The sequence below is a fragment of the Spirillospora sp. NPDC049024 genome, assembly GCF_040649235.1.
Classification (GTDB): Bacteria; Actinomycetota; Actinomycetes; order Streptosporangiales; family Streptosporangiaceae; genus Spirillospora.
On the sequence record NZ_JBEZFD010000006.1, the window covers coordinates 310,894 to 326,925 of the forward strand.

General features: G+C 73.3%; 15 protein-coding genes. 9 read left to right on the forward strand and 6 right to left on the reverse strand.

The window, feature by feature from the left end:
- Positions 1-20: 20 nt before the first annotated feature.
- The 3 genes from AB0C21_RS14000 to AB0C21_RS14010 form a co-directional block, all read right to left on the reverse strand.
- Positions 21-1,151, reverse strand: a complete 1,131-nt coding sequence (locus AB0C21_RS14000) for a ferritin family protein (protein ID WP_500204371.1) — start codon at positions 1,149-1,151, stop codon at positions 21-23.
- 173 nt (positions 1,152-1,324) lie between these two features.
- Positions 1,325-2,491 (reverse strand): alpha/beta hydrolase, encoded by a 1,167-nt coding sequence (locus AB0C21_RS14005; protein ID WP_500204372.1) that lies wholly within the window; start codon positions 2,489-2,491, stop codon positions 1,325-1,327.
- Positions 2,488-4,008, reverse strand: a complete 1,521-nt coding sequence (locus AB0C21_RS14010; RefSeq protein WP_500204373.1) for an FAD-binding protein — start codon at positions 4,006-4,008, stop codon at positions 2,488-2,490. Before AB0C21_RS14010 ends, AB0C21_RS14005 begins: the two co-directional genes overlap by 4 nt.
- 205 nt (positions 4,009-4,213) lie before the next feature.
- Between AB0C21_RS14010 and AB0C21_RS14015 the strand changes: the two genes are divergently transcribed.
- From AB0C21_RS14015 to AB0C21_RS14025, 3 genes are read left to right on the forward strand one after another with little or no spacing between them, the layout of a single operon-like run.
- Positions 4,214-4,876 (forward strand): TetR/AcrR family transcriptional regulator, encoded by a 663-nt coding sequence (locus tag AB0C21_RS14015; protein WP_500204374.1) that lies wholly within the window; start codon positions 4,214-4,216, stop codon positions 4,874-4,876.
- A gap of 48 nt (positions 4,877-4,924) precedes the next feature.
- Positions 4,925-5,674: an SDR family NAD(P)-dependent oxidoreductase gene (locus AB0C21_RS14020; protein ID WP_500204375.1), complete on the forward strand. Its 750-nt coding sequence runs from the start codon at positions 4,925-4,927 to the stop codon at positions 5,672-5,674.
- Between the two features lie 16 nt (positions 5,675-5,690).
- Positions 5,691-6,467: an SDR family oxidoreductase gene (locus AB0C21_RS14025; RefSeq protein WP_500204376.1), complete on the forward strand. Its 777-nt coding sequence runs from the start codon at positions 5,691-5,693 to the stop codon at positions 6,465-6,467.
- Between the two features lie 68 nt (positions 6,468-6,535).
- Here the strand turns inward: AB0C21_RS14025 and AB0C21_RS14030 are convergent, their stop codons facing one another.
- Positions 6,536-7,456 (reverse strand): 3-oxoacyl-ACP reductase, encoded by a 921-nt coding sequence (locus tag AB0C21_RS14030; protein ID WP_500204377.1) that lies wholly within the window; start codon positions 7,454-7,456, stop codon positions 6,536-6,538.
- 174 nt (positions 7,457-7,630) lie between these two features.
- On the opposite strand from AB0C21_RS14030, the gene AB0C21_RS14035 reads away from it, so the two are divergent.
- From AB0C21_RS14035 to AB0C21_RS14055, 5 genes are all read left to right on the forward strand, one after another.
- Positions 7,631-9,229 (forward strand): acyl-CoA synthetase, encoded by a 1,599-nt coding sequence (locus AB0C21_RS14035; RefSeq protein WP_500204378.1) that lies wholly within the window; start codon positions 7,631-7,633, stop codon positions 9,227-9,229.
- A 92-nt stretch (positions 9,230-9,321) separates the two neighbouring features.
- Positions 9,322-10,482 (forward strand): steroid 3-ketoacyl-CoA thiolase, encoded by a 1,161-nt coding sequence (locus AB0C21_RS14040; RefSeq protein WP_500204379.1) that lies wholly within the window; start codon positions 9,322-9,324, stop codon positions 10,480-10,482.
- Between the two features lie 7 nt (positions 10,483-10,489).
- Entirely contained in the window at positions 10,490-12,667 is a 2,178-nt protein-coding gene (locus AB0C21_RS14045; RefSeq protein WP_500204380.1) for an acyl-CoA dehydrogenase family protein, read from the forward strand.
- Positions 12,664-13,275: a PaaI family thioesterase gene (locus AB0C21_RS14050; RefSeq protein ID WP_500204381.1), complete on the forward strand. Its 612-nt coding sequence runs from the start codon at positions 12,664-12,666 to the stop codon at positions 13,273-13,275. Before AB0C21_RS14045 ends, AB0C21_RS14050 begins: the two co-directional genes overlap by 4 nt.
- A gap of 16 nt (positions 13,276-13,291) precedes the next feature.
- A complete protein-coding gene (locus AB0C21_RS14055) occupies positions 13,292-13,459 on the forward strand; it encodes a hypothetical protein (protein ID WP_363974359.1) in 168 nt (55 codons plus the stop codon).
- Positions 13,460-13,609: 150 nt separating this feature from the next.
- Here AB0C21_RS14055 and AB0C21_RS14060 read toward each other — a convergent pair whose 3' ends face one another.
- Together AB0C21_RS14060 and AB0C21_RS14065 are read right to left on the reverse strand one after the other, a co-directional pair.
- The gene (locus AB0C21_RS14060) at positions 13,610-14,353 is read right to left on the reverse strand and encodes a hypothetical protein (protein ID WP_500204382.1); all 744 of its coding nucleotides are present in this window, start codon (positions 14,351-14,353) and stop codon (positions 13,610-13,612) included.
- Positions 14,354-14,497: 144 nt separating this feature from the next.
- Positions 14,498-14,905 carry a MerR family transcriptional regulator gene (locus AB0C21_RS14065; RefSeq protein ID WP_500204384.1) on the reverse strand — a complete coding sequence of 136 codons (408 nt, stop codon included), beginning with the start codon at positions 14,903-14,905 and terminating at the stop codon, positions 14,498-14,500.
- A 90-nt stretch (positions 14,906-14,995) separates the two neighbouring features.
- On the opposite strand from AB0C21_RS14065, the gene AB0C21_RS14070 reads away from it, so the two are divergent.
- Positions 14,996-16,003 carry an SDR family NAD(P)-dependent oxidoreductase gene (locus tag AB0C21_RS14070; RefSeq protein ID WP_500204385.1) on the forward strand — a complete coding sequence of 336 codons (1,008 nt, stop codon included), beginning with the start codon at positions 14,996-14,998 and terminating at the stop codon, positions 16,001-16,003.
- Positions 16,004-16,032 lie beyond the last annotated feature (29 nt).

Genomic DNA, 16,032 nt, shown 5'->3' on the forward strand with positions numbered 1-16,032 from the left:
GGGCGTGCGCCGGGGCCGTGTCAGAAGTCGGAGCCCATCATGTGGTGCTGGCTCTGCTGACCTTGCTGGCCCTGCTGGCCCTGGCTCTGCTGGCTCTGCTGGCCGTGCTGGCCGTGCTGGCCGTGCTGGCCGTGCTGGCCGTGCTGCTCGTGCTTGCCGTGGTGGCCGTGGTGGTGGAGGTGCTTGAGCGCGTACGCGAACGCGCGGGCGTGGGCGGCCTCGTCACCGGCGATCTCGGTGAAGAGGGCCGCGGCCCGGTAGGCGCGCTCCTCGCGGGCGGTGCGGGCGAAGCCCGGGTACATCTTCGTGGCCTCGTAGGTCTCGCCCGCGATGCTCCTGCGCAGGTTCTCCCTGGTGCGGTGGACGTACCCGGCGAGGTTCGCCAGCTCGGCGAAGTGCTCGGTGAGTTCGACCGCGGCGGTCCGCTCGAAGAGCTGCGCGAGCCTCGGGCTGCGGGCCCTGGCGTGCTCGGCGTAGAGCGTGTAGCTCGCGTTCGCGAACGACTCGCCGCGCAGGGCCGTCTCCAGGTTGCGGAGCGTCCTCGCCGAGTGCACCTTCGGCTTGCCCGCGACGACCTTGACGGGGTCGACGGTCGGGCCCTCCGGGATCTCCCCGCGGTGATGCGTGATCGCGTAGAGCGCCTTCGCGAAGTTGCGGGCGTGCGACCTCTCGTCACCCGCGAGCTCGGTGAACAGGCGGGCGGCGTTGTAGTCCTTGTCCTCCCGCGCCTCCTTGGCGAACCGCGGGTAGGTGCGGGTGGCCTCCTCCATCTCGCCCGCGATGCTCCTGCGCAGGTTGGCGGCGTCGTCGCGGACGTAGTGGATGAGCTGCGCCTCCTTGGTGAAGTGGTCGTGGAGCTCGGTGTGCGCGGTCTTCGCGAACAGTGCGCGCACCTTGGGCAGATGCTCGTACCCGGCCTGCTCGCCGTAGAAGTGGTAGCTCGCATGCGCCAGGGCCTCGCCGCGCATCGCGGTGAGGGTGTTCTCGATGGTCCTGCGCCAGGCGATCGCCGTGGAGGTGGACGGCGACTCCGCGGCCGAGGCGGACGGCGGCTCCTTGGCCGAGGCGGTCGCCGCGGGGACGAGGGTCCCGATCAGCAGCGCCGCCCCCGCGAGGCCGGCGCAGGTCCGGGTGAGCCCTGAGGTGGTCATCTTCTTCCTCTCAGACGGTCGTTCACTCCATGCAGTCGGACAATTACTACATGTAGTGAGCAGCGGTCATAAGCACCACCCGAATCGGGCCCATAGAGGGTCAAGTTGCTGCCTCGGGCGCGGTCCCGCCCGCGGTCCGGTGGACGGAACCGCGGGCGGGACCACGCGTGCGCTCAGCAGGTCGTGGACGGTGTCTCGCCCCTGCGGACGGCCTGGGCGAACGCCAGCGACGCCTCGAAGGACGCGTTGACGCTGCCCCGGTGGTCGGCGCCCTCGAACGTCCGGTAGGCGACGGTCCCGTAGCGCTTGCACAGGTCGGTGACGATGTTCCGCGTTGCGGCGGGGGAGACCTCGCGGTCGGCGGTGCCCTGGGCGACCAGCGTCGGGACCTTCAGGGTCAGGCCCAGCGCCTCCTGCGAGTCGTAGTAGCTCTCGAACCGCGTCAGGTCGGCGTCCGGGCGGAAGACCTTGTCGAGCGGCAGGCTCGCGCCGAGCTGCCGCAGCTGCGCGAGGCAGGCGTTCGTCCGGCCCGCCTTGGCGACCGACGCGGCCTCGGGGGTCAGGAGGTCCTCCGGCGGCATCGACGGGTCGGCCGCGTAGGCGCCGTTCAGCAGGACGAACAGGAACGGCAGCGCCGTCTCCGCCCCCGGGTACTGCGCCCTGACGTACTGCGCGGTCTGGCTCATGTTCGAGCCGGGCGCGATCGACACCGCGCCCCTGAGCCGGATGTCGCGGGGCTTCTGGCCGGCCGCCGCCGTGTAGAGCGCGGCCTGGCCGCCCTGGCTGTGCCCGGCGACGAACCAGTCGCGTCCGATGCGGCGGTCGGCGCTGCGGGCGGCCCGGACGATGTCGGTGACGGTGTTGGCCTCGCTGGCCCCGTTCATGTACGGGTGTCCGCCGGGCGTGCCGAGGCCCTCGTAGTCGGTCTGGACGACGGCGAAGCCGTTCGCGACCCACCTGTCCAGGTACGACTCGGTGATCGACAGGTAGTCGTGGGCCGGACCGCCGGCGGTGTCCGCGGACGGGGCGCAGGCGTCGGCCGTCCCGGTGGTGCCGTGCGCCCAGCTCAGCACCGGCCACCCGCCGCGCGGCGGGGTGCCCTTCGGGACGGCGACCGTTCCCGACACCGTGATCCGCTTCCCGCCCACCCCCTCGGAGACGTAGGTGACGAAGCGGTTGGCGGCCGCGCTCGGCAGCGCCGCCGCGTTCGCCAGCGGCCGGACGCCGACCAGCGTCCCGCGCTTCGCCGGAGCGGCCTGCGCGGGCGCGGCGGCGACCCCCGCCAGCGCGACCCCGGCCAGCGCGGCGGCCGCGACGGCGGCCCTTCCGGTGGATCTCACGTGTGGTTCCTCCTGATGTCCTGGACGGCGCGGTAGGCGAACGCCATCGCCGACCCGATCGGTACGCCGGGCCCCGGGTAGACGGGGCCCGTGAACGAGGCGCTGGTGTTGCCGGCGGCGTAGAGGCCGGCGATGGGGCGGTCCGAGGCGTCCAGGACCCGGGCGTCGGCGTCGGTGCGCAGCCCGCCCTTCGTCCCGAGGTCGCTGAGGACGACCCGCGCCGCGAGGTACGGCGGCCGGTCGACGGGCACGACGCAGGGCCTGCCGCCGGAGAAGTACAGGTCGTAGGCGTCCTCGCCGCGGTGGAAGTCCTCGTCGGCGCCCTTGGCGGCGAAGCCGTTGAACCGCTCGACCGTGCCGGTGAGCGCGTCCGCCGGGACCCCGATCATCCCGGCCAGCTCGTCGAGCCGGTCCGCCCGGACCCAGGCGCCCGAGGCGAGCTGCTCGTCCGCCCGCAGCGGCGGGACGGAGACCGCAGGCAGGCCGTCCGACCGCGAGTCCCAGACCAGGTGGAACGGTCCCTCGGCGGCGGCCATCCGGCGGCCCATCCGGTCGTAGGGGAGGGACTCGTTGGCGAACCGGCGGCCCGCGGCGTCCACGATCAGCCCGCCGCGGAACCCGAGCGTGAACGCGGGCCCGCCGTCGGGGGTGACGAGGCCGGGGCAGAACCACGCCTGGTCGAGCAGGCCGGTGGAGGCGCCGATCCGGACGGCGGCCTCGATCGCGTCGCCGGTGTTCGCGCCGTCGGGGGCCATCGTCCAGCCCGCGCCGCCCGGCACGCCGTGCTCGGCCCGCAGCGCGGCGGACGCCTCGAACCCGCCCGCCGCCAGCAGGACGCCGCGCCGGGCCCGCAGCCGCACCGGGCCGTCCGCCGTCATCGCCGCGACCCCGGCCACCCGGCCGTCCTCGACGACCAGGTCCGTCAGGGCGGTGCCGGTGCGGACCTCCCCGGCGCCGGTCGCGGTGAACGCCAGCAGCAGCCGCCCGATCAGCGCCCGGCCCTGCGCCAGCGGCTTGGTCGCGGAGTGCCCCCGGCCCGCCCTGTCCCGGTCGACCGGCGGCCGGACGAGCCCCGCCAGCTCCCCGAGCCGCTCGGACGGCAGCTCCACCGGGACGAACGACCGCCCCATGTCGAGGCGTCCCGGCGCGTCGAAGTAGTCGGGGAACGCCTGGAACCGGAACTCGATCGCCGGGTCGCCCTCCAGGAAGTCCACCAGCTCGGGAGCCGTCTCCAGGAACGCCTCGCGGCGCTCCTCCTCGGCGTCGCCCAGCAGCGCGCGCAGGTAGGCCCGCGCGCCCTCGGTCGAGTCGGCGAGCCCGGCGCGCTCCTGCACCCGCGTCCCCGGCAGCCAGATCGCCGCCCCCGAGTACGCGGACGTCCCGCCGAGCAGGCCCGTCTTCTCCAGGACGGCGGTGCGCAGCCCTCCCGACGCGGCGGCGAGCGCGCCCGCCATCGCCCCGGCCCCGGAGCCGGCCACCACCACGTCGTATTCGTCGTCCCACCCGGCTCGTCCCATGTGGCAGCCCCTCCGACCTCGGGATCTCGGCGCGGCACACCGTAGAGCGCGGCCCGCGCCGGGAGGGGCGGACGGTCCCACTGACCGGTACGGACGTTCGCGGGGACGGCCCGGAGCCCGGATATTGTTCCCTGTCAGGACGGGAGCAGCAGGACGGGACCGGCGGGACGAGACCGGCCGGACACGAGGGGACCGGGGGAGGACCGTGGCGAGGATCGCAGCGGGCAGGCTGTCCGCCGAGCCGAGCTCGCCGGAGCAGCACGACCGGCGCGAGCGCATCCTGCGCGCCGCGTCCCGCATCGGCGCCGAGAAGTCCCTCGAACGCGTCCAGATGCACGAGGTCGCCAAGGCCGCCGGGGTCGCGATCGGCACCCTGTACCGGTACTTCCCGTCCAAGGTCCACCTGTTCACCGCGGTGATGGCCAAGCAGGTCGACCGGCTCCGCGACCAGGTCACCGAGCCCTCTCCCGGCACGAGCCCCGAGGACGCGGTCGCCGACCTGCTGGTGCAGGCCAGCCGCCACCTCATGGCGCAGCCCGTGCTGTCGACGTCGATGCTGCACGCGTCCAACACCGCGCACGTCGCGACCGTCGCCGACACCGTCCACATCGACAACACGTTCCGGGAGATCCTGCTGCGGGCGGTGGGGATCGAGGTGCCGACCGCGCGGGACGTCACGCTCGTCCGGCTGCTGATGCAGTGCTGGTACGGCGTGCTCCAGTCGAGCCTGAACGGCCGCGCGTCCATGGCCGACGTCGAGAGCGACATCCGCCTGGCCTGCAAGCTGCTGCTCGCGCCCCGCTCGAACGCCCCGGGAGGCGGCGGCACGGGCACCGCGCCGGACGGCGGGACCGACGCCTCCCGGTGATCGGGATGGTCCCGGCGGCCGGCCCGCGACGGCGGCTAGCGTGCCGCCATGAATCGCTTTGACGGCGTGAAAGTGCTGCTCACCGGGGCGGCGTCGGGCATCGGACGGGCCACCGCGATCCGCCTGGCCGCCGAGGGCGCCGCGGTGTACGCCGTGGACGTCTCCGAGCCCGGCCTCGCCGAGACGGCCGCCGCGGCGGGCGGCCCCGGCACCGTCGCCACCCGCGTGGCGGACGTGACCGACGAGTCCGCCGTGATCGCGGCCGTGGCGGGCGCGGCGGAGACGCTCGGCGGCATCGACGTCCTCGTCAACGTGGCGGGCGTCCACAAGACCACCCCGATCGAGACCCTCACGGTCGACGACCTGCACCGGATGTTCTCCGTCAACCTGGTCGGCACCGCCCTGTTCTGCCGCGAGGCGCTCAAGCACCTCCCCGACCGCACCGGCGTGATCGTCAACACCGCCTCGCTGGCGGCGACGCAGGGCAACCCGTTCATGACGGCGTACGCGGCGTCCAAGGGCGCCGTGCTGGCGTTCTCGCTGAGCCTCGCCGCCGAGCTGGCCGCCCGCCGCATCCGCGTCGTGCCGATCTCCCCGGGCGCCGTCGACACCCCGCTCACCAGGGCACCGGGCATGTTCCCCGACGGGCTGGACCTCGACTACTTCACCAAGATCCGTTCCTACTACGGCGCGGCCGAGCCCGAGCACATCGCGGCGGCGATCGCGTTCGCGGCCTCGTCCGACGCCGCCTACTTCACCGGGGCCGACCTCCGCGTCGACGGCGGCGCCCACACCTGAGAGGGGACACCCCACCATGGCACGCACCATCGCCGTCAGCGGCTCGGCGTCCGGCATCGGCGAGTCCCTCGCCGGGATGCTCCGCGACGCGGGGGAGACCGTCATCGGGATCGACCGCCACGACGCGGACGTCTGCGCCGACCTCAGCGTCCCCGACGGCCGCGCGAGCGCGGTCGCGCAGACGCTGGACAAGGCGGGCGGGCGGCTCGACGCCGTCGTGGCCTGCGCCGGCGTCTCCGACTTCACGATCATGCCGGTCAAGGTGAACTTCTTCGGCGTCGTCGGGCTGCTGGACGGGCTGCGTCCCGCGCTCGCGAAGGCCGAGGCGCCGCGCGCCGCCGTGGTCGGCTCGATCTCCGGCACCCACCCGGTGGACGACGACACCGTCCGCGCCTGCCTGGAGCTGGACGAGCCGGCGGCGATCGCGGCGGCGACGAAGGTCGAGGAGAGCGGCGCCGGCGGCCGGCTCTACCCGTCGTCGAAGTCGGCGCTCGCGCAGTGGATGCGCCGGGTCTGCACCGCCCCCGAGTGGGCGGGCGCGGGCATCGCGCTGAACGCGATCGCGCCGGGCGTCGTCAGGACGCCGATGACCGTCCCGCTGTTCGAGGACGAGGGCATGTTCGAGATCATGAAGGAGGCCGTCCCGATGCCGCTGAACGGCTTCGCCGGCCCCGAGGTGATCGCGGAGGCGCTGCGCTGGCTGATCTCCCCGGTCAACACCCACATGACCGGCCAGGTCATCTACGTCGACGGCGGCGCCGAGGCCACCCTCCGCGGCCCGGACGTGTTCTGAGCGCGACCGCCCGCGTGGAAACCGGTGGCCGCCCCTCGCGCCGAGGGCGGCCACCGGCGTTCGGGGGATCAGTGCTTGCTGGTGCCGGTGTTGTCGAGCGAGGCGACGCTGTAGGCGGCGTAGGTCCGGTGCGCGTCCCGCCCCTCGAAGTACGGGCTGATCTGCTCGCCGAGCTCCTCGACGGAGAAGACGCCCTCCGCGGCGGTGAACTTGTGCTCCACGGTCGGCGCGGCCATCAGCGCGACCATGTCGCCGTACACGACGAACACCTGCCCGCTGATCTTCTCCGCCGCCGGGGACGCGAGGTAGCCGACGAACGTCCCGACCCGCTCGGGCGCCATGGAGTCGAGCCCGCCGGGGGAGGTGCCCTCGGCGAACGTCGCCTCGGTCATCGCCGTCCGGGCGCGGGGGCAGATCGCGTTGGCGCGCACCCCGTACCGGCCGAGGCCCGCCGCCGTCGACAGCGTGAGGGCGACGATGCCGGCCTTCGCCGCCGAGTAGTTCGGCTGGCCCGCCGACCCGAACAGGAACGCCTCCGACGCGGTGTTGATCACCCGTCCGTAGACCGGACCGCCCGCGGCCTTGCTCGCGGCGCGCCAGTGCACGGCGGCGGCCCGCGACACCGACGCGTGGCCCTTCAGGTGGACGTGGATGACGTCGTCCCAGTCCGACTCCGACAGGTTGAACAGCATCTTGTCGCGCAGCACGCCCGCGTTGTTGACCACCACGTCCAGCGACCCGAACGTGTCGACGGCGGCCGACACCAGCGTGTCGCCCATCGACCAGTCGCCGACGTCCCCGGTCACCGCGACGGCCTGGCCGCCCGCCTGCTTGATCTCGGCGACGACCTCCTCGGCGGCCGGGCCCATGTCGTTGACGACGACGTTGGCGCCCCGCGCGGCCAGGGCGAGGGCCTCGCAGCGGCCCAGCCCCGCGCCCGCGCCGGTGACGACGGCGGTACGGCCCGCCAGGGAGAGGTCAGCGTTCATCGGAGCCTCCGGCTCGGTCTTCTCGGGATCGTCCGCCGGGGAGGCTAGTACGTATTCTAGTTTCGCCGCCGGAGGCGTCCCGCTGAGCGGATGTCCGCAGGTAGTGCGAGGGGCGGCGACCGCTGAGTGGGACATCGGTTGCCCGCTGATGAGAATGAATTCTAGTCTCGCGCCATGACGCTGAACCTGGCGACCCTCTTCGAGGCGGTGGCCGCGGCCGTGCCCGGCCGTCCCGCCCTGGTCTGCGGCGACCGCAGGCTGACCTTCGCCGAGCTCGACCGGCGCGCGGACACGGTGGCGCATCGGCTGCGCGCGGCGGGCGTCGCTCCCGGGGAGCACGTCGGCGTCCACATGCTGAACAGCGCCGAGTACGTCGAGACGCTCCTCGGCTGCCTGAAGGCCCGCGCCGTCCCGGTCAACGTCAACTACCGGTACACCGACCGCGAGCTGCGCCACATCTACACCGACGCCGAGCTGGCGGGCCTGGTCGTGGACGCGGAGTTCGCCCCCGCCGCCGCCCGGGTGGCCGGCGACTGCCCCGCGCTCCGCCATGTGGAGGTCGTCGGGACGGACGGCGAATCCGCGACATGGCCGCCCCAGATCGACGTCACCGCGTACGAGGCGGACGAGCGCGAGCCCGACCCGTCCCTCCGGGAGGGCCGCAGCGCCGACGACCACTACGTCCTCTACACGGGCGGCACCACCGGGCTGCCCAAGGGGGTCGTCTGGCGCCACGAGGACTTCTACATGGCCGCCGTGAGGGGCGGGAACCCCTACGGCGACCCGCACCTCACCGCCGAGTCCCTCGCCGAGGCCGCACGGGAAGGGTTCGCGCTCAGCTACCTGCTCACCATGCCGCTGATGCACGGCGCCGCCGCCTACACGCTGCTGATGGCGCTGTTCACCGGCTCCACGACGATCCTGATGCGCCGCTTCGACCCGGTCGAGGCGCTCGGCCTGATCGACCGCGAGAAGCCGGTGATCGTCGCGGTGGTCGGGGACGCGATCGCCCGCCCGCTCGCCGACGCGATCCGGGCGCACGGCTCCCGCCACGACCTGTCGTCCTTCAAGGTGCTCGGGTCCGGCGGCGCGATCCTGTCGCGGAGCGTCCAGGAGGAGTTCGCCGAGCTGGTCCCCGGTCTCCACATCGCCAACGGCTTCGGCGCCTCCGAGTCCGGCGTCGACGGGAACATCAGCGTGGGCGAGGACGGCCTCATGCGGCTCGCCGCCGACCCGCGCGTCACCGTCATCGACACGGACATGAAGCCGATCCCGTCCGGCTCGGATGAGGTCGGCTATGTCGCCCGCTCCGGTCATGTCCCGCTCGGCTACCACAACGACCCGGTGAAGACCGCCCGGACGTTCCCCGTCATCGACGGCAGGCGCTGGTCGATCCTCGGCGACATGGCCCGCGTCGAGGCCGACGGCACGGTGGTCGTCCTCGGGCGCGGCTCGGGCTGCATCAACTCCGGCGGCGAGAAGGTCTTCCCCGAAGAGGTCGAGCAGGCGCTCAAGTCGCACCCGGCGGTGATGGACGCCCTGGTCGCGGGCGTCCCCGACGACCGCTTCGGCGAACGCGTCGCCGCCGTCGTCGAACTGCGTCCCGGGACGTCCGCCACCGCCGACGACCTGCGCGCCCACTGCCGCGCCCAGTTGGCGGGCTACAAGCTCCCGGCCCTGGTCGCCTTCACCCCGGTGGTCCGCTCCCCGAGCGGCAAGGCCGACTACCGCTGGGCCAGACGCGTCCTCACCGGCGAGACCCCCACGGCCTGACTTCCGGCCCCGAGAACGCCGCCGCCGGACCACCGCCGGCGGACCCATCAGCTTGCCCCAGTTCAGCGTGTTCGCAGTAAAGGAGCGTCTTCATGCCCGAAGCCGTCATCGTCGACGCCGTCCGGACCCCGGTCGGCAAGCGGTACGGGGCCCTGTCGGGGCTCCACCCGGTGCAGTTGCTCGGGGCGACGCAGCGCGGGCTGCTCGAACGCGCCGGCGTGGACGCCGCGACGGTCGGTCAGGTCGTCGGCGGGTGCGTGACGCAGGCGGGCGAGCAGTCCAACAACGTGACCCGCAACGCATGGCTGTACGCCGGCCTGCCGTACCGGACGGCGTGCACGACGGTCGACTGCGCGTGCGGGTCGTCCCAGCAGGCCGTGCACATCGTCGCCGGGCTGATCGCGTCCGGGGCGGTCCACACCGGGATCGGCTGCGGCGTCGAGGCGATGAGCCGGGTCTTCCTCGGCCAGGCGCTCACGCCGGAGACCGGCAGTCCCGCGCCGGACGGCTGGGAACTGGACATGCCCGACCAGTTCACCGCCGCCGAGCGCATCGCGAAGCTGCGCGGCATCACCCGGGAGGACGTGGACGCGCTCGGGCTGGCCTCGCAGGTCAAGGCCAAGGCGGCATGGGCGGAGGACCGTTTCGCCGGGCAGATCCTGGAGATCGAGGCGCCGGTCATGACCAGGGAGGGCCCCACCGGGGAGACCGCCGTCGTCACCCGCGACCAGGGCCTGCGCGACACCACCGCCGAGGCGCTCGCGGGGCTGAAGCCGGTCATCCCGGACGGCATCCACACCGCGGGGAACTCCTCGCAGATCAGCGACGGCGCCGCGGCGGTGCTGCTGATGTCGGCGGAGCGGGCCGCCGAGCTGGGGCTGCGCCCCCGCGCCCGGATCGTCGCGTCCGGGATGGTGGGCTCCGATCCGTACTACCACCTGGACGGCCCGATCGACTCGACCCGGCACGTCCTGGAACGGGCCGGCATGAAGCTGTCCGACATCGACCTCGTGGAGATCAACGAGGCGTTCGCGTCGGTCGTCCTGTCGTGGGCGTCCGTGCTCGGCGCGGACATGGACAGGGTCAACGTCAACGGCGGCGCCATCGCCCTCGGCCACGCGGTCGGCTCCACCGGCGCCCGCCTCATCACGCAGGCCGTGAACGAGCTGGAGCGGTCGGACGGGTCGACGGCGCTCGTCACGATGTGCGCGGGCGGCGCGCACTCGACGGCCACCATCATCGAACGGATCTGAGGAGCACATGACCATCGGACTGACCGAGGAGCACCGCGACCTGCGCGACGCCGTGCGCGCGTTCACCTCGCGGCAGGTGACCTCGGCGGCCGTCCGCGAGGCCGTGGACGCCGAGCGGGAGAAGGCGCCCGCGTTCTGGGACGACCTCGCCGCGCAGGGCCTGCTCGGCCTGCACCTGCCCGAGGACGCGGGCGGCGCGGGCTACGGTCTGGTCGAACTGGCCGTCGTCCTGGAGGAGTTGGGGCGCGCGGTCACTCCGGGGCCGTTCCTCCCGACGGTGCTGGCGAGCGCCGTCCTGCACCGGGCGGGGCGCACCGAGCACCTGCCGTCCCTCGCAGACGGGAGCACGGTCGGCGCGGTGGGGCTGGACGCGGGAAGCCTCGTGCTGTCCCGCGCGGGCGGCGAGGTCACGGTCACCGGCACATCGGGGCCTGTGATGGGCGCCCCGCTGGCGGACGTCCTCGTCCTCCCGGCGAAGGACGGCGACGCGACGGCCTGGATCGTGCTGCCCCGGGACGCCGCGAGCGTGGACGAACTGCCCAGCCACGACCTGACCCGGCGGCTGGCCCGGATCGGCCTGGACAACCTGACCGTCCCCGAAGCTTCGGTCCTGGACCTGGACTCGCAGGCCGTGCGCGACCTCGCGGCGGTGCTGTTCGCCGCCGAGGCGTCCGGCCTGGCCGACCGGGCCACGACGACCGCCGCCGAGTACGCCAAGGTCCGCGAGCAGTTCGGCCGTCCCATCGGGCAGTTCCAGGGCGTCAAGCACCGCTGCGCCCGGATGCTCGCGCACGCCGAGCAGGCCCGCGCCTGCGCCTGGGACGCTGCCCGCGCCCACGACGAGGGCCGGACTCCGGAGGCGTCGCTGGCGGCGGCGGTCGCCGGGGCCACCAGCGTCCAGGCCGCGTTCCAGACCGCCAAGGACTGCGTGCAGACCCTCGGCGGCATCGGCTTCACCTGGGAGCACGACGCGAGCCTCTACCTGCGCCGCGCCCAGACCCTCCGCGTCCTGCTCGGCTCCACCGCGTCCTGGCGCCGCCGCGTCGCCCGCCTCACGCTCGACGGCGTCCGCCGCGAACTCCGCGTCGAACTCCCTCCGGAGGCCGAGCGGGTCCGCGCCGGCGTCCGCGCGGAACTCGAACCGGCGAAGGCGCTCACCGGCAAGGAGCGCACGGCCTACCTCGCCGACCGCGGCTACACGTCCCCGCACCTGCCCGAGCCCTGGGGGAAGGGCGCCGACGCCGTGGCCCAGCTCGTCATCGCCGAGGAGATGCGCGCCGCCGGCCTGCGCGCGCACGACATGGTCATCGGCAACTGGGTGGTCCCGACGCTGATCGCGCACGGCTCGCCCGCCCAGCACGAGCGGTTCCTGCCCGCCTCGCTGCGCGGCGACATCCGCTGGTGCCAGCTGTTCTCCGAGCCCGGCGCGGGCTCCGACCTCGCCGCCCTCAGCACCCGCGCCGAGAAGGTGGAGGGCGGCTGGAGGATCACCGGCCAGAAGGTGTGGACGTCCATGGCCCGCGAGGCCGACTGGGGCATCCTGCTCGCGCGCACCGACCCGTCCGTCCCGAAGCACAAGGGACTCTCCTACTTCCTGCTGGACATGAAGTCGCCCGGCATCGACATCCGCCCGCTGCGCGAACTCACCGGCGACACCCTCTTCAACGAGGTGTTCCTCGACGGCGTCCTCATCCCCGACGACCTGCTCGTCGCCGCTCCCGGCGACGGCTGGAAGCTCGCCCGCACCACCCTCGCCAACGAACGCGTCTCGCTCTCGAACGACTCGTCCCTGGGCAGCGGTGGCGAGGCCCTCCTCAAGCTGGCGACGGACGCCGACGACGAGCGTCTCAGCACGCTCGGCGGCATCCTCTGCGACGCGCAGTCGAGCAGCCTGTTCGGCCTGCGCACCACCCTGCGCTCCCTCGCCGGAGGCCAGCCGGGTGCCGAGTCCAGCATCGGCAAGCTGATCGGCGTCGAGCACATCCAGCAGGTGTGGGAGACGGCCGTCGACTGGCTCGGCCCCGAGGCCCTCTCCGGCGAGGGCGAGGGCGGGATGGACGACCCGACCTGGATGTTCCTGAACTCCCGCAACATGTCGATCGCGGGCGGCACCACGGACGTCCAGCTGAACATCATCGGCGAGCGCCTCCTCGGCCTCCCTCGCGACCCCCAGGCGAAGTCATGACCCTTGATCTGCAGGCCGAGTTCCAGGCGACCGGCGTGGACGCGGCCGCCGCGGCGGCCCGCCGCGTCCTCGACGCGCTGGTCCGCTCCGGCGACCTCTCGGGTGCGGACATGTCCGACGTGGCCGACCGCCTGAACGCCGTGGCCGACGACCTGGAGGCGGCCGCCCCGCCGCTGCGCGACCGCCTGGTGCACATGTGGCGCGGCGACGGCAACACCCGCCACGACCCGGTCACCGGCCCGGAGAACCCGATCGCCCCGCCCCTCGAATACACCGCCGCCGACTCCCGCACCATCGAGGCCACCGCGACGCTGGGCCTGCCCTACCAGGGGCCGCCGTCCAGCGTCCACGGCGGAATCTCGGCCCTCCTCCTCGACCACACCCTCGGCGTGGCGAACGGCTGGGCGGGCAAGTCGGGCATGACGGCGGAACTGACCCTGCGCTACCACCGCCTGACGCCCCTCTTCGAGCCCCTCACGATCAGCGCCCGCCAGGTCTCCGTAGACGGCCGCAAGATCCGCACGGTCGGAGCGATCCAGGCCGGCGGCCACGACTGCGTGACCGCCGAGGGCCTCTTCATAGCCAAACACCCACCCCGCCCTCGTTGACGGGCATCATGGACATATGAGCGATCACGAGCGGTCCGAGAACCCGGAAGGCCGATGGCGCGCGCTGCCGCCGCGCGTCCAGTTGGAGGACACGGTTCCAGGCCAGGAGGTCCCGCCCAAGCCCCAGGCGATAGCGGAAACGACCCCCACGCCGATCGACGAGGCCACCCGCTACCCGATCTAGCGGTCCGGCCGGCCGCACGGAGAGCGCTCCACGCGTCCGCGACGGTCCGGTCGGCGGTGAACCGGATGCGGCCCGAGTCCATGTGGCGGCGAGGCCGGACGGCATGCCGGCGGCATGCGGCCTCGGATGTGCTGTCGATCGCGGGCCGTGCTAACGGCCGGTCCCCAGGGCGGTGTGGGCGTTGCAGCCCTGCCCGGCCTCGGTCGGGGACGGAAGCCACGCCGTCGTCTTGCCCGGGACGACCCTGGCGAGGACGCAGCGCGATTTCGCCTGGGGTGCCGTGCCGGTGACCAGGGCCACGCCGACGGCGAAGTCGGATTCGGCCTCGGTCTCGACCCTGATCGCGGGGTGCAGGCCGAGCTTCGCGAGCGCGGCTCGGACGTCCTTCTCCTCCACACCCCGGCCTGAGGGAAGTGTATTCACCTTGGGCAGGGCTTGCTCGATCCGCGCAGCGGAGATCGGCGGTGCCTCGGGCCAAGGGGTGAACGTCGGGGGAGCTCCGGCCGGGCAGGGAGTCTGCGGCGGGACGGCGTTCCACTCGCCGGGCCCGCCGTCGAAGGCCAGCTCGAAGCAGCGGTCAACGGTGACCCGCCCGGGCCCATGGAACAGCCCCTCGCTTCGTTGCGCGACACCGGAGACCCGCACGGTCACCCGGACGCCGCGCGGATCGCCGGTTCCGGCACCTGTCACGTTCCGAACCTCGACGCCCTTGAGGTCCGCGATGTGGTGGCCGATGTCGTCCGCCTTGACCAGCCGGGTGCCGTACATGGCGTTGCCCACCTGCTTGGCCTTGTCGCGCGCGTCGTTCGCGGCGTTCTCTTCGGCCGTGGTGTCCGCGCAGCCGACGGCGGCCAGGGCCGTGACGGCGAGGACCGCGATCATGGTGAGTCGCACCGGTCGACTCAATCACACCGCCGAGCCGCGGGCCTCAGTCCGGCCGGCCGTCGCGGTCGATGGCGTAGAGGAGACGCTTGCACGCCCGGTCAGGGTCGGCTCAGCGGCGGACAGGTCGCGGGCCGCGGCTTGGAGGCTGCGGACTCATGCCTCTTGTGGTTGCGGTGGTGGGGGGTTCGTGGGGACGGGGTCGAGGCGCTCCAGGGCGGTGGCGAGGATCGAGTCGAGCGCCTGCTGGGCGGTCCTGAGACGGGTGATCGCCCCGGTGATGCGGGTCTGCTCCTGCCGCAGCCTGGTGATCGTGGTCGGGCAGGACGACGGCACCATCCGGCCCTCCTCGTCGTGGACGCAGGGCAGGAGCTGGGCGATGGTCGTGGTGGGGAGTCCGGCGGCGAGCAGGGCGCGGATGTGGCGCACAGCCGCGACGTCGGCGCCGGTGTACTCCCGGTAGCCGTTGGCCAGCCGCACCGGGTGCAGCAGGCCCTGCTCCTCGTAGTACCGCAGCAGCCGCCGGTTCACCCCCGTCGTGTCGGCGAGCTCACCGATCCGCATGCTTCTCCCCCTCCGGAGTTGACCCTCACACGAATGTGACGCCTTAGCGTGCCGAATATTCCCGACCGAACGATTTCGAGGAGGCGGAGAGTGTCCGGAGCGGTGGTCATCGCAGCAGGTCCGGGGATCGGTCAGGCGGTCGCGCGCAGGTTCGCCCGGGAGGGATACCCGATCGCCCTCATAGCCCGCGGCGACGAGACGCTGCGAGCCGCGGCGCGCGCCGTCGGGCCGAGCGGGGTGCCGGTCGTCACCGTCGCGGCCGACTGCGCCGACGAGGACGCCCTGCGGGGAGCCCTGGACCGGGTCGTCACCGAACACGGCCTGCCCGACGTCGTGGTCTACAACGCCGCCGTCGTCCAGGCCGACGCGCCTGGGGAACTGCCTGCGCGTGCGAATTTGGAGGCTTGGGCGGTCAACGTGGTGGGCGCGCTCACCGCCGCCGACCATCTGGCTCCGGCGATGGCGCGGCGAGGAAGCGGATCGATCCTCGTCACGGGAGGCATGCCCGAGCCGAAATGGCAGTACACCAGCCTCTCCCTGGGCAAGGCAGGGGTTCGGACACTGGTCCGAATCCTCGACCAGCAGTACGGGGCCGCCGGAGTGCACGCCGCCAGCGTCACCGTCGACGGACCCGTGGCGCCCGGCACCGACTTCGACCCCGACGACATCGCCGAGCACTACTGGCGCCTGCACGTCCAGCCGCGGCACCGGTGGGAGCACGAGGTCCTGCACACCGCGCGGCCGGCGCCGACCGGCGTCCTCGCGGGGCTGCTGGACGCCTGGCGACGCGCCTTCGACCGGCACCGGCCCACCGAGATGGCCTCGCTCTTCAGCTCGGACGCGCTCTTCCAGGGCACCACCCCGTCACTGCGCCGGGGCACGGCGGAGATCGCCGGCTACTACGGCGACGTCCCCGAAGGCGCGACGGCCACGGTCGATGTGCTGGGCGAGACCCGTCTGAGTGAACGCCTGGTGAGCGGGTTCGCCGAAGTGACCTTCATCGCCCCCACCGGTGAGGATCGCCGTGTGCGGTTGTCGCTCGTCGCCGAACACTGTGACGATGCCTGGCTCATCCGCCAATATCACGCCGCCGGCTGACAAGCGGGCAGAGGGAAACCGACCGGGTG